Source organism: Micromonospora sp. NPDC085948, assembly GCF_040686315.1.
In the GTDB taxonomy this organism is placed as follows: domain Bacteria; phylum Actinomycetota; class Actinomycetes; order Mycobacteriales; family Micromonosporaceae; genus Micromonospora.
The window spans coordinates 77,100-94,023 of record NZ_JBFBJW010000001.1; the positions used below are offsets into that span (position 1 = coordinate 77,100).

Annotated in this window: 19 protein-coding genes; 10 read left to right on the plus strand and 9 right to left on the minus strand. The window is 70.3% G+C overall.

Going from position 1 to position 16,924, the window contains the following annotated elements:
* Positions 1–9 precede the first annotated feature (9 nt).
* Positions 10–1,086 (plus strand): bifunctional NAD(P)H-dependent oxidoreductase/GNAT family N-acetyltransferase, encoded by a 1,077-nt coding sequence (locus tag AB0O48_RS00410; protein WP_365062209.1) that lies wholly within the window; start codon positions 10–12, stop codon positions 1,084–1,086.
* Positions 1,087–1,089: 3 nt separating this feature from the next.
* Here the strand turns inward: AB0O48_RS00410 and AB0O48_RS00415 are convergent, their stop codons facing one another.
* Positions 1,090–1,398: a hypothetical protein gene (locus tag AB0O48_RS00415; protein ID WP_357254660.1), complete on the minus strand. Its 309-nt coding sequence runs from the start codon at positions 1,396–1,398 to the stop codon at positions 1,090–1,092.
* Between the two features lie 389 nt (positions 1,399–1,787).
* A complete protein-coding gene (locus tag AB0O48_RS00420; RefSeq protein ID WP_357254662.1) occupies positions 1,788–2,297 on the minus strand; it encodes a hypothetical protein in 510 nt (169 codons plus the stop codon).
* Positions 2,298–2,429: 132 nt separating this feature from the next.
* Between AB0O48_RS00420 and AB0O48_RS00425 the strand changes: the two genes are divergently transcribed.
* Positions 2,430–2,810, plus strand: a complete 381-nt coding sequence (locus AB0O48_RS00425; protein WP_357571888.1) for a VOC family protein — start codon at positions 2,430–2,432, stop codon at positions 2,808–2,810.
* A 286-nt stretch (positions 2,811–3,096) separates the two neighbouring features.
* Here AB0O48_RS00425 and AB0O48_RS00430 read toward each other — a convergent pair whose 3' ends face one another.
* Positions 3,097–3,381 (minus strand): MerR family transcriptional regulator, encoded by a 285-nt coding sequence (locus tag AB0O48_RS00430; protein WP_357254784.1) that lies wholly within the window; start codon positions 3,379–3,381, stop codon positions 3,097–3,099.
* 707 nt (positions 3,382–4,088) lie between these two features.
* Here AB0O48_RS00430 and AB0O48_RS00435 point away from each other — a divergent pair.
* Together AB0O48_RS00435 and AB0O48_RS00440 are read left to right on the plus strand one after the other, a co-directional pair.
* The gene (locus tag AB0O48_RS00435; RefSeq protein ID WP_357254664.1) at positions 4,089–4,586 is read left to right on the plus strand and encodes a SigE family RNA polymerase sigma factor; all 498 of its coding nucleotides are present in this window, start codon (positions 4,089–4,091) and stop codon (positions 4,584–4,586) included.
* Complete coding sequence (locus tag AB0O48_RS00440; protein ID WP_357254666.1) at positions 4,586–5,632, plus strand: hypothetical protein; 1,047 nt, start codon at positions 4,586–4,588, stop codon at positions 5,630–5,632. Before AB0O48_RS00435 ends, AB0O48_RS00440 begins: the two co-directional genes overlap by 1 nt.
* A gap of 99 nt (positions 5,633–5,731) precedes the next feature.
* On the opposite strand, the gene AB0O48_RS00445 is transcribed toward AB0O48_RS00440, so the two are convergent.
* From AB0O48_RS00445 to AB0O48_RS00460, 4 genes are all read right to left on the minus strand, one after another.
* On the minus strand, positions 5,732–6,622 hold the full coding sequence (locus AB0O48_RS00445) for a discoidin domain-containing protein (protein WP_357254669.1): 891 nt from the start codon (positions 6,620–6,622) through the stop codon (positions 5,732–5,734).
* Positions 6,623–6,633: 11 nt separating this feature from the next.
* Positions 6,634–8,232, minus strand: coding sequence for an alkaline phosphatase D family protein (locus tag AB0O48_RS00450; protein WP_357254671.1), 1,599 nt, complete (start codon positions 8,230–8,232; stop codon positions 6,634–6,636).
* A gap of 278 nt (positions 8,233–8,510) precedes the next feature.
* Positions 8,511–8,834 carry an STAS domain-containing protein gene (locus tag AB0O48_RS00455; protein WP_357254673.1) on the minus strand — a complete coding sequence of 108 codons (324 nt, stop codon included), beginning with the start codon at positions 8,832–8,834 and terminating at the stop codon, positions 8,511–8,513.
* A 311-nt stretch (positions 8,835–9,145) separates the two neighbouring features.
* Positions 9,146–9,892: a GAF and ANTAR domain-containing protein gene (locus AB0O48_RS00460; protein ID WP_365062214.1), complete on the minus strand. Its 747-nt coding sequence runs from the start codon at positions 9,890–9,892 to the stop codon at positions 9,146–9,148.
* A gap of 430 nt (positions 9,893–10,322) precedes the next feature.
* On the opposite strand from AB0O48_RS00460, the gene AB0O48_RS00465 reads away from it, so the two are divergent.
* Positions 10,323–10,646 carry a plasmid stabilization protein gene (locus tag AB0O48_RS00465; RefSeq protein WP_365062216.1) on the plus strand — a complete coding sequence of 108 codons (324 nt, stop codon included), beginning with the start codon at positions 10,323–10,325 and terminating at the stop codon, positions 10,644–10,646.
* Positions 10,647–10,712: 66 nt separating this feature from the next.
* Here AB0O48_RS00465 and AB0O48_RS00470 read toward each other — a convergent pair whose 3' ends face one another.
* The gene (locus AB0O48_RS00470; protein WP_357254679.1) at positions 10,713–11,426 is read right to left on the minus strand and encodes a GAF and ANTAR domain-containing protein; all 714 of its coding nucleotides are present in this window, start codon (positions 11,424–11,426) and stop codon (positions 10,713–10,715) included.
* Positions 11,427–11,662: 236 nt separating this feature from the next.
* Complete coding sequence (locus AB0O48_RS00475; RefSeq protein ID WP_357254681.1) at positions 11,663–12,664, minus strand: hypothetical protein; 1,002 nt, start codon at positions 12,662–12,664, stop codon at positions 11,663–11,665.
* A gap of 99 nt (positions 12,665–12,763) precedes the next feature.
* Here AB0O48_RS00475 and AB0O48_RS00480 point away from each other — a divergent pair, with 99 nt between their 5' ends.
* The 5 genes from AB0O48_RS00480 to AB0O48_RS00500 all read left to right on the plus strand — a co-directional run bounded on the left by AB0O48_RS00480 (position 12,764) and on the right by AB0O48_RS00500 (position 16,903).
* Complete coding sequence (locus tag AB0O48_RS00480; RefSeq protein ID WP_365062219.1) at positions 12,764–13,252, plus strand: hypothetical protein; 489 nt, start codon at positions 12,764–12,766, stop codon at positions 13,250–13,252.
* A gap of 78 nt (positions 13,253–13,330) precedes the next feature.
* Positions 13,331–13,726 (plus strand): VOC family protein, encoded by a 396-nt coding sequence (locus AB0O48_RS00485; protein WP_357254685.1) that lies wholly within the window; start codon positions 13,331–13,333, stop codon positions 13,724–13,726.
* A gap of 117 nt (positions 13,727–13,843) precedes the next feature.
* A complete protein-coding gene (locus AB0O48_RS00490) occupies positions 13,844–15,019 on the plus strand; it encodes an ATP-binding protein (RefSeq protein ID WP_357254687.1) in 1,176 nt (391 codons plus the stop codon).
* A 49-nt stretch (positions 15,020–15,068) separates the two neighbouring features.
* Positions 15,069–16,217: a hypothetical protein gene (locus AB0O48_RS00495; RefSeq protein WP_357571889.1), complete on the plus strand. Its 1,149-nt coding sequence runs from the start codon at positions 15,069–15,071 to the stop codon at positions 16,215–16,217.
* Positions 16,190–16,903 carry a response regulator transcription factor gene (locus AB0O48_RS00500; RefSeq protein ID WP_357254689.1) on the plus strand — a complete coding sequence of 238 codons (714 nt, stop codon included), beginning with the start codon at positions 16,190–16,192 and terminating at the stop codon, positions 16,901–16,903. The genes AB0O48_RS00495 and AB0O48_RS00500 overlap by 28 nt, the downstream gene beginning before the upstream one ends.
* Positions 16,904–16,924 lie beyond the last annotated feature (21 nt).

The window sequence follows — 16,924 nt, forward strand, 5'->3', positions numbered from 1 at the left end:
TTCGTTTCCATGTCAACGAAAACGGTACGTGTCCTTGCGCTGGTGTGCAGCACCCGCCCAGGCGCCCTCGGCCCCCTGGTAGGACGGTGGCTGATCGAAACGATCACCTCTCGTGCCGCGGAACTCGGCGTCGAGCTTGTGCCGGTGACCCTCGGCGATCTGAACCTGCCGTTCCTCGACGAAGAGGAACATCCGTCGTCGGGTGTCTACCAGCATGAGCACACACGTCGGTGGAGCGCGATCGTCGACGCGGCGGACGGGTTCATCGTGGTCACGCCGGAGTACAACTACGGAATGCCAGCGACCCTGAAGAACGCGCTGGACTACCTCAGTCGTGAATGGGCCTGGAAGCCGATCGGTTTCGTCAGCTACGGCAACACGTCGGCGGGCACCCGGGCGGTTCAGCACGCCAAGCAGGTGGTGACCACGCTGCGCCTTGTTCCGCTGGGCGCCACGGTCGCGATCCGTATCGGAGACGCGACGGACAATGGGCGACTGCGGCCCGACGCAGCCCGCGACACGGCGGGTATCGGCCTGCTGGACGAACTGGTCCGGGTCGCCCACGCCCTACGTCCACTGCGCGAACGCGCACAGGCCGGGGCGCTGCCCGGCCCGCTGCCAGGGTCCTATGCGAGACGGCTGACCCCTGACGACGCGCCCCAGGTCACCGTGCTGCAGCGGTGCTGCTGGGTGGACGAGGCCGTCGTCAACGACACCATGGCCATACCGGCCCTGCACGAGTCGCTGGAGGAGGTGCGCGAGTGGCTGGCGACCTGGCACACCACGGGCATCTGGCTGGACGGCCGACTACTGGGCATGGTGCGGACCCGCCGCGTCGACACCGACTGGCACGTGGGTCGGCTCGCTGTCGTGCCCGACCTGCGAGGCCAGGGGCTGGGCCGATGGCTGCTGCGCACCGCCGAGGCCGCCGCCGAACCCGCCTGCCGTCGCATCCTGCTGGTCACCGGCACCAAGAGCCTGCGGAACATCGACCTCTACCACAGCGAGGGATACCAGTCGGTGCCACTCGCCAGCCCGGACGGAACCACCTGCCTTACCAAGGACATATTCGTCAGGTCACGCTGACACTCAAGGCGCTGGCCTTGGTCCGTGGTTCCCGTCGTAGTCACCCAGATTCACCGACGACAACCGTTCGTCCCAGCTGTCCCAGTACGCCTGCTTCTTCGAGCCCCAGTAGTAGTTGTGGTATCCCAACAGATCGCCGTAAGCCTCATGGTTTTCGACACGGTCGGGTGTCCCGAACTCGTTGAGGAACTCCTCGTAGGACCGCAGCGAGCTGAAGTGGGCCAGGGGGCCGCGCTCCGCAGCGTAGAACGCGAAGCCGACCACTGTTCCGCCCGCGATCTTGTAGCTCATGTTGCCGGCGATATGCAGCATGCCCCCAGCGTTACAGCCAAGACTGCCCGCAGCCCCCACGGTTACTGCGAAGTGAGGACTCAGTCAGGGCCGACGTCTACGTAGAGAATGAGCACATCTCGGGAGCGTTCCGGAGGCTTTGATCACCGTTCAGCAAAGGCAAGACTTGGTTGACCTGTAGATGGACCTGTTGCCCCTGCAACTTCCACGTCGTTGGACGGGCCTGGAGGAGCCGCAGGACGCGTTGGTCACAGCCTCGGACAGGAACGGCCCCTTGTTACCGCAGGGGGCCGTTCGTACGGGCATGAGGGATCAGCAGGTTCAGCGTCGCGCGTGGAGCCCGGCAGGATGCCGGGAAGCGGACGGCCTACACGCGCCCGACGATGCCGACCGGGGCAGGTGCGGCCTCCTCAGCCGTCGCACACCGTCTTGGCGTAGCGGGCAAAGCCTTCGAGCGTATGGAACGTGGCGACGTAGCCGCCGTGCTCCTCGCCCTCCCACCGCTTGGTGAGGATCACGGCGGAGCCGGTCCGGCCGCGCATCTCGCTGATCCGGAACGGGAAGTCTTCCACTGGCCCACCGCCCTCGTTCCACGAGCGCAGGTCGTAGATCTGGTCGTCGTCCAACGTGGGTGGTGCCAGCTTCGTCTGCCAGCCGGCCGTCGGGTCGAGCAGCGCAACTTCCTCTGCGGTACGGGCGCCGCGGCCGGGATCCCGATCGAGCTGAATCACCTTGTCGGTGACCCCGCCGTCTTCTTTGCCGAGATAGAGGGTGATCCGGTCAGTCCCCTTGCCTCGGCACCAGTCGAACACCCCAACCAGCCGTCCGTCGGCGTCCAGCCGTACCCCGACCGCGCCCTCGATGACCGGGCTGCAGCCGCTCAGCCCTGCCAGCACCAACGCGCAGATCAGTCCCAGCATCCCCGTCCGTCGCATCCCTTCAGCGTGAGCACCGACGGTCACCAGGTGGTCACGACGAGAGGACGGCTTGACGGCATCGAGGATCGGCTTCCACCGGGCGGCCCAGCACGCTGCTAGCGTCGTCGCGTGTCGATGTTCCGCACCCCTCAGGTGGTTCTCTTCAGTGCGGACGTTGCTCGCGCCGCCGGGTTCTACGCCGGACTTGGCTTCACCGAGACCTTCCGGGTGCCGACCGAAGGTGAGCCGATCCACATCGATCTCGTGCTCGACGGCTACCGGATCGGCATCGCCTCGGTGGCCTCCACCCGGGACGATCACGGGCTCGACCCCGTGTCCCACGGTCAGCGTGCGGCGGTGATCCTGTGGACCGACGACACCGCCGGGGCGTACGCCGAACTGACGGCGAACGGCGCCCCCGCGCTGGCCGCGCCGCACCGCTGGCTCGATAACCTGCTGATCGCCTGGACGGCCGACCCGGACGGCAATCCGATCCAGATCGTCCAACGGCTCTGACAGCCTCGTACGCACCCGATCGCTCTGGACGAATGGTTCTCCTACGCCGAACGCCTGCCGGGAATTCGGGAGCCTCGCCGAGGACTTTCAGGCACACCTTCAGGGCGACGACGGCGAGCGGTACACCACGAGTGGCGTCCTTCCCCGCAGTGCTTAGCGGTGCGGGCGGATCCTCTTGATGCCAACGAGGTCCAGTCCCGTGGACGACGAACGGCCCCTGCCCTGGCGGGAGGGACCGTGTGGCGCTCGGCGTCGCCTGTGCGGGAGACCGCGGCGTGGGGTGTGTTCAGCCCTGCTGGTAGCGCTCGTTGCGTCGAAGGGCCTCTTCGAGTTGGTCCTCGAGAATGATGATCCGGCAGGCCGAGGCGATGTCGGTGCCCTGGTCGCACATCTCCCGGGCTCGCGCGGCAAGGCGCAGCTGATAGCGGGAGTAGCGGCGGTGCCCGCCGCCGGAGCGCTGCGGGGCGATCAGTTTGGCGTCACCGAGCCGACGGAGGAAGTCCTGCGAGCAGCCGATGATCTCGGCGGCTCGGCCCATGGTGTAAGCGGGGTAGTCCTCGTCGTCGAGCATGTCGTCCGATTGGGTCAATGAAACCTCCATCACGAGGGCCCCGGTGCTCGAAAGCACCGGGGCCCAAGGGTTGTGGGTCAGGAACACCATCTGCCGACAGAGCGTCGGCTTGTCTTGTCCGCACCGGCCGTCAACGACGGCATCGGGTGCGAGGATCGCATATGCGTGACCGGAGACCACCTCTCGTTCGATGGAAACTGCGGTGTCCGCGCCCAGCCCACGACTGCGGCTGGCTGCGGGCGATCCAACGGTGTAGTGCCCTCCCTTGCCTCTGATTTCCTCTGCCATTCCTCGTGCTGTCCGTCGGTGTCCGAGCCCCACGCGACTTCTTGGCCCTGACACGTACGACGAACCTTGCTCACCTCGGGTGAAGCCCTGAACGAGCGTCAGCCTCACCCGCAACTTCTCGTGCGTCATACCAACTGCGACAGAACCGAGCGGACCTCAAGTTCCTGGCCCAGCTCCTTCGCCCTCGGGTGGGGCGGCACGTCAGCGTCTTTACTTGCTCCGTCTTCGACTTCAGGAACGTTAGCGCATGGCAGCAAGAATATCTAGCGCTTCGCACAGAGATTTTCTCTGCCGACGTGCGCAACCCCGTCGGCCGTGCGGCGGAGGGCGACGCCGGCGGGCCGGGCCGACGCCGCGCGGGCGACCAGAAACACCCGGCGGGTGTCTACGGGCCGGCCGGCCCACGACGTTAATAGGGCGTGACGTTCGAGGAGTACGCGTTCGCTCGCACTTCGGCGCTGATCCGGCTCGCCCGGCTGCTGACCGATGACGAGCACCGAGCCGAGGACCTCGTTCAGGAGGTCCTCGCCATGGCGTACGCCCGGTGGGGGCGCATCTCCCGGACGGACCGACCGGACGCCTACGTCCGTCGGATGCTCGTCAACGCCCACCACTCGTGGTGGCGTCGGCGCAGCAGCCGGGAGGTAGCGGTCGCCGCCGTGACGGACCGGGCGGGCACCGCCGACGAGGCCGCCGCGCTCGCCGAACGCGACGCGTTGTGGCGGCTCGTCCGCGAACTGCCGACCCGTCAGCGCACCGTGATCGTTCTGCGCTACTACGAGGATCTGGACGACGCGATGATCGCCGAGATCATGGCCTGTTCGGCAGGCACCGTCCGCACCCACGCGAAGCGTGCCCTGGCCACGCTGCGGAAGCGGCAGGAATCCACGATCCCCGCCCGGACAGGAGGGTTCTGATGTTCAGCGACCTCGATCAGCAGCTCGCCGCGACGCTCAAGCAGCGTGCGGGTGGCGACATCGACCCGACACCGATCGTGGAACAGGCCCGTCAGCGGGGTCGACGGCTCCGACGCCGTCACCGCGGGTTCGTCGCCGGGGGTGTGGCAGCGGCGTGTCTCGCTCTCACCGCGGTGGTGGCGCTGCCGATCGGCGGGGGCACCGATGACCCGATCATGCCGGCCGCAACGCTCCTGCCGCCGGAAATGCCGGGGCAGGCCGGCGCCACCGCACGCCCGGAGGACGTCGGCGCGGATCCGGACGTGGTGCACTTCTCGGTCGACTCCCTGGTCGACGGCGCCGAGTACGCGACCTGGCGCGCCGGGCGCGGCATCGAGAGCGTCGAGTTTCGGGGGCCGACAGGTCAGGCCCGGTTCGCGCTGGCGCGCACCGTGACGTCGTTGGACGAGCTACCGCAGACGTTGTCCTCCGCTGGACGGCCGCAGGCCCGCACCGACGTGCGGGTCGGCGACCGCCCGGGCGTGGCCTGGTTCGATCCGTCCGGTGATCAGAAGCTCTGGTTCGTACGCTGGCAACCCGCCGACGGGCTCTGGGCCCAACTGGACTCGTACGCCACCGGCCGCGACGAGGCGACGGCCACGGCGAGCCGGGTCCGGTTCGACGCGGCCCACCGCTGCGTCGTGCCGTTCCGCCTGGAGTCGCTGCCCCCCGGCGGACGGCTGCTCGAATGCTCGGTCACGCTCGGCCAATCGGAGCACGGCGACTTCGTCGACGGCTCACTCGTGGTCGGCGACGAAGCCGGTCGCTGGCTGACCGTCCGGGCGCAACTCGCCCCCGCTGGCGACAAGGCCCGTTCCGGGGATCTCGTCGCGGGACCGTACCGGGCGCGTCGGCAGGGCAGCGACGTCCTGGAGATGACCGTGCAGCCCTGTGCCGTCGAGGCGTTCCGCAAGGGTTGGGGCAATGGCTACACCGAATCGGAAGGCTTGGCGATCCTCGGCGGATACCGGCCGGCCCGCGACCTCGACCGCCCAGAGACCTGGTGACGCGCCTGCGGTCACGAAAATCGTGGGCTACCGGTCGTGCGGACCGGATCCAACAGGGCGCGCCCGGGCCTCGTGACGTCGGCCCGGGCGCGACGTGCGTCAGGAGGCGTACGCCTCGAGTTCCACCACCCGCGAGTAGCCGGCGGTCTCGTTGCTGGTCAGCGTGACGACCCGGAACGCGCTCGCGATCAGCGGTGTGAAGGTCGAGCTGACCTGACCGGCGACGTTGCCGCGCACCTGGGCGACGGTCTGCCAGGTCTCGCCGACCCGCACCTGGACGTCCCAGTCGCGCAGCCCGTACTTCGCGGCCGGGTACTTGGTGGAGTCGAGCGTGTAGAGGTCGACCCGGCCGACGGTCTGCGGACGGTCGAACGTCACCTGGAGCCAGTCGGGAAAGGCGCCCTTGTTCGCGTCGTTCCAGCCGGTGGTGGTTGCCCAGTGGTTCGAGTCGCGGTCGCCGTCCACCGCGCCGCAGGCCGGGTAGTTGGGCAGGTTCTCCGAGGAGGCGGTCACCGGCACGTACCTGGCGAGGTTGCCGGTGGTGTCGACCGGCCCCGGGGTCACCTCCACCGGCACCGAGAGCCGACGCTCACCGGACCGGACGTTGATCGTGTACCGGCTGCCGGGCACGGTGTCCCGGGGTGCGGTGACCGTGATCGGCACCTTGAGCGTGTAGCCGGCGGGCAGGTAGCTGGAGACGAGGGTCCTGGACAGCTGAAGCGGCGCGGTCACCTCAAGGAACGCGTCGGCGTACACGGCCGCGCGGCCGGTGTTGCCGAACTGGAGCTGGAAACCCTGGTTCGCGCAGGGTATCGGGTTGACCTGCACCAGGCTGACGTCGGAGGCGAGGCTCAGCCGGGTCGGGTCGGGTCGGCCGGCGACCGCGGGGGCCGTGCCGCCGATCGCCACCAGGGCGATGACGGCACCGGCGACGGCTGCCTTCCGGCCACGGGACAGGCCGGCGAGCCGGCGCCAGAGGGTACGTGTCATGGCTTTACCTCTCATGCCGGGTGCAGGCCGGGGTTGCCGGCCTCGACGGCGAAGGAACTGATGGTCTCGACGGGCGCGTCGTTCCGGTCGACGTACGGCACCGCCCGGTAGTCGGCCCGCAGCTCCCGCTCGGTGAGCCGGACCCGGAGATAGCCACGCCGCTCGTTGACGAGCTTCAGGTGCGGGTTGCTGTCCAGGAACTTCTGCCCGGCGGCGGAGATCTCGCTGCCGTTGCCGCCGCTGCTGATCGACGTTCCCACCAGCTCCACCCCGTACGTCTGCGAGTCGGGGTTGGTGAAGTCACGCTTCATGTCGAACGCGTAGGCGGCGTGTACGTCGCCGGTGAGGACGACCGGGTTGCGTCCCCGCAGCATGGCGAGGCCGTCGAGGGTGAGCTTCTGCTCGGCGGCATAGCCGTCCCAGGCATCCATGTTGTACAGGTCGCCGGCCGTCGGGTCCTGGTCCATCCGGCTCATGATCACCTGGTTGGCGAGCAGGTTCCAGGTCGCGTGCGAGGTGCGCACACCGTCTAACAGCCAGCGCTGCTGCTGTGCGCCGGCCAGGGCGCGCGCCGGATCGCGGCGCTGCTCCGAGTCGACCTTCCAGCCGTCCCCCGATGCCTGGTCGGCGCGGTACTGGCGGGTGTCGAGCACGTTCAGCTCGGCCAGTCGCCCGAAGGTGAACCGGCGGTAGAGCATGTAGTTCGGTCCCTGCGGGGCCGGTGAGCGCAGCGGCATGTGCTCCCAGTACGCCCGGTAGGCGCTGGCCCGCCGGACCAGGAAGTCCTCGACCGGGGCGTTGGTCTTGGAGGTGAGGCCCGCGTAGTTGTCCTGCACCTCGTGGTCGTCCCAGGTGGGGATCCAGGGCGCGGCCTGGTGCGCGGCGCGCAGGTCGGGGTCGGATTTGTAGAGCGCGTACTGGAGGCGGTAGCGGTCGAGCGTGTCGGCCTCGGTGCGGAACTGGCTCGGCACCGGCTCGGCGAGGTTACGCAGTCCCCCGGAGGCGGAGACGCCGTACTCGTAGATGTAGTCGCCGAGGAACACCACGGCGTCGACGTCCTCGGCGGCGATGTGCCGGTGAGCCGTGTAGTAGCCGTCCGGGAAGGACTGACACGAGGCGACCGCGAAGGTGAGGTGGTCGACCCGCTGCCCGGGTGCCGGGGTGGTCCGGGTACGACCGACCGGGCTGAGGTGCCGGCCGACCTTGAAGCGGTACCAGTAGCGACGGCTCGGCTGTAGGCCGCGCACGTCCACATGCACGCTGTAGCTGTACTCGGGTCGCGCGGTCGCGCGTCCGGACCGGACGATTCGCCGGAACCGCTCGTCGGTCGCCACCTGCCACTCCACCTCGACCGCGTGGTACGGCATACCGCCCAGCGGCTCGTACGGTCGCGGTGCCAACCGGGTCCAGATCACCACCGCTTCGGGTAGCGGGTCACCGGAGGCGACGCCGAGGGTGAACGGGTCGTCGCCCAGGGTGCTGGTGGCGGCGGCACTCGACTGGCCCGGCAGGTTCGTCGCGAAGGCGAGCGCCGTCGCGGCGCCGGTGACGGTCAGGAACCGCCGGCGCGCCAGACGGGCGGCCGGTCTGGGGTCTTCCACTGGGATCACTCGCAGGACTCCTCTCGAAGGGGGCACGACTTGTCCCGCAGTCGTTGATCATTAAGTGGGAGCCAGTTGGCCGCCGGGTGGCGAACTGGTGATCATGGCGTGGACCGGGTCCGACATCCGCTCGTCAGGGACGAGGCGCTGGCAGGTCAGAACGCCGCCGGGTGATTGTGGTCGCCGCCGGACAGCGGCACGGCGCCGAGACCCGGGCGGTGACAACGAGAAGCCCCGGACCTCTGCACAGGGTCCGGGGCTTTCCGAGAACTACCTACACCGCACCCTCATTCGGGGCCGAGGAGCAGGGGTGCCACCCCGGTGATCCGGAGCACCCGCAGAGTGACTCCGCTGGCATGTCGGATCGAGAAACGGGAACCGACCCGATCCGCCCGCTCATGCGCCAGCAGGAGTACGTGCACACCCGCGGCGCTGAAGAAACTGACGCCGGTCAGGTCGCAACAGACTTCCGGATGGCTGTCGACCGCGTTGAACAATGCCGTCGCCAGGCGCGGCGCGGTGTCCATGTCGACATACCCGACCGGGGCGACGACCATCCGGTCGGCGGAGATGGCCGCGGACAGGTCGAGGGGCTCGACGAAGCGGGTCACCTGGAACGACAGCTCACTGGAATCCGCTTCCGCGGAGCCAACTGCCGGACGGATGCCGAGTGTCGCTGGTGTGGCCTGCCCGGGGCTGATTGCCGCAGGGGGACGAGCGAAATGGGTCTGCAAAAGTGAGTGACGTTCAATCATAGGCTCGCGCCTCCTGTCATGATCCGTAACAGGACGGGCGCGTGGCTTGACCCGAACTCAACGGTAATCGGAAGGACCGCCGACCGCCAGTCGACTCGTACGCCGGAGCCAAATTCAGCCGGAGCGACGACTGCCGGGCCGCCACCCCAGGCGACACCAGCAGCCGCTCACGGCAGGGAGCCCGCGTCACCGCGATCACGCTTGGGGCTCGCCGGTCGGGCGGCCCTCTCGACGAGCGCGGCGGCCACGTCGCGCAGTTTGCGGTTGGAGTCATGGGACACCTTCGCGAGGACGGCGAACGCCTCGTCCGGGGTGCAGCGGCGTTCGCCCATGATGATGCCCTTCGCCTGCTCGATGACCGCGCGGCTCTGCATGGCCGACTGCATCTGCGCCGCCAGGGTGACGGTGGTGTCGTACAGGTGGGCGTTGGCGAGGGCGACGGCGGCGTACCCGGCGAACGTCTGCGCGAGGGTGACCGCGTCGTCGTCGAAGGCGCCCGGTGCGATGCCGTAGATGTTCAGCGCGCCGAGCACTGTCTCCTGGATGGGGAACCCGATCGACAGTGAGCTGAGCGCTCCGTCCTGCACGGCTCGGGCCGCCCACTCCGGCCAGCGAACCTCCTGGGCCATCTCCGGAACGGACACGACGGTGGCCTTTCGGGCCGCCTCCAGACACGGGCCATGGTCGAACTCGTACTGCAGCTCGTCGAGCCGGAGCGCCATCTCGCCGCTGAACGCGGCGGTGTGCGCCCCCTCCTGCTTCAACAACGTCACCGACACCTCCTCCGCGCCGGGGATCGTTCGCCGTGCGAGTTCGGAGACCTGGGTCAACACTCCGGACAGGTCGGTCTCGCCGAATTTGATCTGGCCGAGTTCGATGATCGCCGCATTGGGATCAATGCGCTGCTGTGCCATGACTTCAAAGTCCTCGTGCCCGGGGCGCGTACCGGTTGCAGGAAGGCGACGGCAGCGCGCGTGGTGATGGCGCACCGCGAGCACGGAGCGCCGCACGGGCTCGCCAACCGAGCCCGGCGCCCGCTGCTGGACGCTGGCTGGCCGACGCTGGAGCGTCGGCTGCGGCAACAACTATACGACGCCGACCGGAGCGGCTCCCAAGGTGCGGCCCGGTCGTGCCCAGCGCGGGTGCCGGGACGCCGAGTCGCGTGGACGGCGTGCGGCGTGCCGATCGGCCGACAGGCGAACGGCAGTCGTTTGACCTCTGTGGCGACTGGGCATGGTGGCACGAGAAGCGTGAGCGCGACGCCCCGGTCTGGGATGTCTCGATCGCACCAGGGCGTGCGAGCCGGGTCTCGTCCTCACCCGACAGCGGCTGCGGGAGGCACCGATGCCAGCAGGATCAAGCCCCAAGAGGGAGCGGCAGTACGAGCACATCAAGGACAGCGCGCAGGAGCGGGGCGCGTCGGCCGGTCGGGCCAAGGAGATCGCCGCCCGCACGGTGAACAAGGAACGGGCCCGCTCCGGTGAGGCGCGTACGTCGAGCCGGTCGTCCCGCAACGACGTGTCGTCCGGGCATCGTGGCGGTAAGCGCTCCCACAGCGGCGCGCAGGGTCGCACCAAGGAGCAGCTGTACAACGAGGCGAAGCAGCGTGGCGTCAAGGGGCGCTCCTCGATGTCGAAGGCGGAGCTGGAGCGCGCCCTGTCGAAGTAGTGAACCTTCCGGGTGGGCGCTGCCGGCGTACCTCGGGTGCCGGCACCCCACCGCGGTCGAGGTACGTCAGACCCCGGACGTGCCGGCCGCCCGGTCGACCAGGGCCTGGGCGACGTCGCGGACCTTGCGGTTGGAGTCCTGGGAGACCTTCGACAGGATCGCGAACGCCTCGGCCGGGCCACAGCGCCGCTCGCCCATGATGATGCCCTTGGCCTGCTCGATGACCGCCCGGTTGGCCATCGCCTCGCGCATCTGGCGGGCGAGGTTCGCGGTGCTGTCGTAGAGCTGGGCGTTGGACAGGGCAACCGCGGCGTACGCGGCGAACGTCTCCAGCACCTCCACGGTCTCCTCGTCGAAGGCCTCGGGTGTGTGCGCGTAGACGTTGAGCGCTCCGACGACAGCTTCCTGGATCGGCAGGCCGATCGACAGGGAGCTGCCCAGGCCCCGCTGTCGCGCACGGTCGGCCCACTCGGGCCACCGCTCCTCGTGGGCGAGATCGGGGACGGACAGGACGTCGCCGCTGGCCGCCGCGTCCAGGCAGGGACCCCGCCCTTGGGCGTACTGCCGCTCGTCCATCTCGCGGGCCACCTCGTTGGTGAACGCCGCCGTGTGACCGACCCCGCCGCGGATCAGGGTGACCGACGCCTCCACCGGCATGGGCAGGACGCGTTTCGCGAGCTCGGCGACCCGCTGGAGGACCTCGTCGAGATCCACCTCGGCGAGCTTGATGCTCCCGAGTTCGGCGAACGCGCTGGCAGGGTCGGACGGCAGGCGGGGCATGTGCACCAGATCCTCGGGGCCGGCGCGCCTCTGGGCAGCGGAGCCGAGGGGCGTGCGGATGGCAGCACGTCGAGCGGGCTGCTGCACAGATCCTCGGACAGACCTGGGACCAACGCCAATTTCTTGACGCCGGCTCGCCTCGCCCCATCCGGGAGCAAGGGCTACAGAATTTTCACCCTACTCCCCCGGCCGCGAGGTGGCCCGCGACAACGACCGAGGGCGGCCGGCGGGCCTACTCAGACGGGCCGCAGCAGGGCGGCCAGCGCCTCGTCGCCCTGGCCGAGCTGCCCGCCACCGGTCGACCCCACGACCAGGAAACGCCGACAGCCGTCGAGTTCCACGTACCGGTCGGGGCCGGCGGTGCCGTTCAGTGGACGCAGCACCGCGAAGCGGGACGCCGGGGTGGCGCAGTCGGCCACCGCCCGGCGGTTGGCCAGCGCCCGCAGCACAGCCGCCTGGCGCTCGGCCGGCAGCGGTCCGCCGTACACGAAATCGCCTGCCGGTTTGCCGCTGCCCCGCTCTGCCGGGGGGACCTGGTAGACGCAGAGGCGCAGCGGCCCGGCGGCCGGCGAGGTGGCCACCGCGGGTGGCCCGGGCCGACCGTTGCTGGTCTCCACCCACACCAGGTCCGTCCACCGCTGCTCGCATCCGGCGGCCTCTGCCGCCCGGCCTTCGACCTGCTGGACGACACGGCTGTCCACGGTGGTCGTCGACAGTTCGGCGAGTGCCGTCCGCACCTCCGCGCGTGGCTTGCCACAGGTGTCCGTCGGTAGGTGCGGCCGCAGCCAGCGGCCCCGGTCGTCGAGCAGGGCCAACCACGGTGGGACGATCATTTCCAGGGTGCAGTTGGTGTCCCGGTCGGATTCCTGGTCGGGCAGACGCAGTGCGGTGAGCAGCGGCGTGATCTGCGTGGCGCGCCGCTCGGTGGCGACCTGGTCCCGCCCCCCGTCCCGTCCCGGACGCAACTCCCGGCCGCAGAGCACGGCCGCGACCGGGGTGAACGCGGGGTCGATCCGCCCGATCCTCGGTTCGACCCCGGCCGGTGTGGGCGCCCCCGTGTCCGGCACGCCCATGATCGCGCCAGCCTGTGGTGCCGTTTCGGCGCAGGAGGTCCACGCTTCGAGGATCTGCGCCGGGCCGGGCTCGTCGGCCCCGCCCGGACCGATGGTCGTGCCACCGCAGCCACCCAGGGCCACGCCGAGCAGTGCCACCGCCAGTGCCGTTCGACCAGAGCGCATCCGGCTCACCACCTCTCCACCCGAGGATGGGACGGACGACGACCACACTCGGTTCCGGCAGGACTGGAACCGGCATCATCCGTCGGGCGTCACAGTGGGATGGACAGACTGCGTGCCGCGATCCTCAGCACGACCACGTTGCTCGCCCTGGTGGGGTGCTCCGGCCCGGCGCCGAGCTCCCCGATCGCAAGCCGGACCGCGCCACCGAGCCGGACCGCGCCGCCGAGCCCGGCGGCGCCCACCGTGCGTGTCGTCGAGGAGGACCGTGCCGACCTGCACCTCTGGGTGACCAACCAGTCGTTCCGGGACGACCCGGTCGCTCTCACGGTCAGCATCGACGGCATCGAGATCGTCGATCGGCACTTCGCCGTCGAGAATCAACACAACTTTGTCCTGTTTCCGGTGCAGGTCCCACCGGGCCGCCATGTGCTGCGCGTCGTCTCGGGCACGGGGGTCGAGATCCAGGAGACCTTCACGATGCCCGAGGCCGGACGCCAGTACGCGGCCATCGACTACGAGAACGCCGTGGACGATGCTGGTCGGCGGGTCAACTGGTTCATTCGGTCCACCCCGATCGCGTTCGCCTGATCGAGCGACGGCGTGACGCGGGTGACCGGCGGGGACGCCGCCGGCTCACCCCGGTGCGCCCGCCGGCATGATGACCGAATGGCACATCTGGGACTTGTCGCGCTGCTGGTCAGGGACTACGACGAGGCGATCGACTTCTACGTCGGCGACCTCGGTTTCGAGCTGGTGGAGGACACCGCCCGACCAGACGGTTCCCGCTGGGTGGTGGTCCGCCCGGCGGGCGCCCGCGAGACGGCGTTGCTGCTGGCCCGGCCGAGCACCGCCGAGCAGCGGGCGCGGGTCGGTGACCAGACCGGCGGCCGGGTCGGGCTGTTTCTCTACACCGAGGACTTCGCGCGTGACCACGCCCGGATGGTGGCAGCCGGGGTGCGTTTCCTGGAGGAGCCACGGCACGAGGCGTACGGTTCGGTGGCGGTCTTCGTCGATCTCTACGGCAATCGGTGGGACCTGCTGCAGCCGCGCAGCACGCCGTGACACATTAGCGACACCGCGCGCACATTAGGTTACGCTCGGCACCGCCCATGCTATTCTCCGATGTCGATCTCTGCCGCGCGGACCCCTACCGGGTCGTTGTCGGAAGGACACCTCCCGATGCCGGCCGTTGCCGCTCCCACCGTGCCCCCCACGCTGGACAATCCCGCCGGTGGTGCGCTCGTCCTCATCTTCACCACGATCCCGGCGATACTGCGTCTGACCTGCGGTGTGATCGGTGGGGCGGTGGCCCTGTCGGTGCCGGCCCCGTCGGTTGAGCCCGCCGTGCTGCTGCCCGGCGTGGCAGCGTTCACCGGCTGGTCGATCTGGTACGCGTACCGCGCGATGCGCCAGGGAATCACCCCGAGCCTGGTCGCCGCTGACGTCACGATCACCGCGTTGGTCTGTCTCCTCATCCCCGTGCTGGTCGCACCCGGGGTGTTGCCCGGCGAGGGCAGTTGGATCGCCGTGCTGGCCAGCACCACGGTGATCAACGCACAGGCCACCGCCCCGGCGCGCTGGTCGATTCCGGCCGGGCTGCTCGTCACCGTCACCTACGCGACGGGCGCGCAGGCCGCCGGCAATGCCACCGAGGCACGGGCACACGCGACCACCCTGCTGGTGCAGACCGCCTGCACGGCGATGATGGCGGCGGTGATGCGCCGACGCATCGGTCGCGCCGACCGCGCGTTCGTCGAGCATCAACGGCTGACCCGGCAGGCACTTGTCGCGCGGGCCGCCCGCGACGCCGAACGCCAGCAGAACCGCGACCTGCACGACACGGTGCTCGGCACCCTCACCATGGTGGGACTCGGTGCGGTGACCGGGTCCTCGGCCACGTTCCGCGACCGGTGCGACGCCGACCTGCGTACCCTCGTCGCGCTCACCGACGTCGGCCCGGTGGCCGGCGACGGCCCGGTGCCGCTCGACGGTCGGATGCGGGCGGTGGCGGGCCGACTGCCCGAGCTGTCGACGCAGCTGGACCTGACGCCGTGCGCGGTGCCCGCCGGGGTGGCCGACGCGATCGGCGAGAGCGCCTACGCGGCGCTGTCCAACGTGGTCCGTCACGCGCCGGGCGCGCGGGTCACGCTGCGGCTGAGCCGGCACGCGGTCGGCGTCGTGGTCGAGGTCGCCGACGACGGCCCCGGCTTCGACCCGGCCACCGTCCCACCCCACCGGTACGGGCTGCGCGAGTCGATCCACGGTCGGATGGCAACGGTCGGGGGGCGGGCCGACGTGCGATCGGCACCCGGGGCCGGCACCCGAATCCGACTGGAGTGGCCCGGTGTCGGCTGATCTCGGCGCCGCGGCGCCCCACACCGCCGCGACGGAGACACCGGATCGGATCGGCGTGCCCCTCCCCCCGGAGCCGGCGACCACGGCAGGGCTCGCCGCGCCGGCCGCGGTGGCGCACGCGTCCGACCGGGGCGCCCGGATCGTCGCCGTGGCCATCGCACTGGCCTGGCACGTCGCGATCGGGCTGCCGGCGGTGTTGGCCGCCCGCACGGAGTTCACCGCGCCGACGGTGGTGCTCGGCGGCTGGGCGCTGGTCGCGGTGGCCGGCGCGGTGGCCGGGGTCCAACTGCTGCGCGGCTCGCCGCTGCCGCCGGGGCTGCTGGCCGGACTGCTGCTGGCCGTCGACGTGGCCGTCTTCGCCGCGGTCGGCGAGGAGCAGTTGTTCACCGCCGCCAACTGGGTGTGGGGCACCCTCGGCTGGTTCTTCGTGCTGGCGGTGTGGGGTCGGCGGGTGGTGGGGCTGGTCGCGCTGCTGAGCACACACGCGATCATCGCGCTGCTCGCGGTGCTCGGGCACGGCCCCGACCCGACCGACGTGGCCCGCTACGTGATGTACGTCTACGGCACGTTCTCCCTCCCGGTGGCGGTGTTCGTGGGCAGCGCGACAATCGTGAGCCTGGCTCGCGAGCGGGCGGCCGTCTCCGCTGCCGCCCACGCGATGGCGGCGGAACGCGATGCCGCCGAGCGGGGCCTTCGGGAACGCCGGGACCGGCTCGCCCTGGTCAGCTCGGCAGCCGGGCGCGTGCTCGGGGAGTTGGCCGCCGGCCAGGCCGACCCGGACGACCCGGAGGTGCAGCGGCGCTGCGTACTGGCCGCCGCCCGGCTGCGCCGACTGATCGCCGAGTCCGACGACGTGCCCGACCCGCTGCTGCACGAGTTGCGAGCGGCCGCCGACCTCGCCGAACGCAACGGCCTGCCGATCGACCTGGTCACCATCGGCACCCCACCGCCGCTGCCGGTGGAGATCCGCCGTCGGCTGGCGGACCCACTCACCGGCGTCCTCGCCGACGCCCGGGGCTGGGCCCGGCTGACAGTGGTCTCCGGCCCGGACGAGGTGGTGGTCAGCCTGGTCACACCGGACCGGGAAGGTCCCGACGCCACCGGCCCACCCCCGGGGGAGCACGACGACGGGCAGGTGGAGCACCTCTACGAACGGGACGGAAGCATCAGATGGGCGCAGACCCAGTGGCGACGGTGACCGGTGACCGGCCGATCGGGGTGGCGATCGTCGACGACCACCCGGTCGTGGTCGAGGGGGTCCGTGCCTGGCTCGCCACCGAGCCGCGGCTGACCGTACTGGCCACCGGGGACGACCCGGACGAGGTGCTGCGGACGGCACCGGACGCCGACGTCGTCCTGCTCGACCTGCGGCTACACGGGCGGATGGCGCTGGACAAGCTAGCCGAGCTAAGCGCCGCCGGGAGGCGGGTGGTGGTCTACTCGGAGCACACCGACCCGTCGACCATGCTCGCCGCGCTGGACGCCGGGGCGGTGGCGTTCCTGGCCAAGCACGAGGGCCGGGAACACTGTGTGGCGACCGTGCTGGCCGCCGCGAGTGACCGCCCGTACGTGCCGCCCGCGCTGGCCGGGGCGATGGTCGGCGACCCACGACCGGACCGGCCGATGCTGTCCGACAAGGAGCGTGAGGCGCTGCTGCTCTGGTTCCAGTCGATGTCGAAGGCGTCGGTGGCCCGCCGGATGCAGATCAGCGAGCACACCGTGAAGCAGTACGTCGACCGAGCGCGCATCAAGTACACCCGGGCGGGGCGGCCAGCCGCCACAAAGGCGGCATTACTCGCCCGCGCGATCGAGGACGGCCTCGTTCGCCCGGAGGAGATCGGCATCTACCGGTCACACGCGACGCACGACCGGACGACCCCCTAACAGGCGTCATGACAGCGGCCC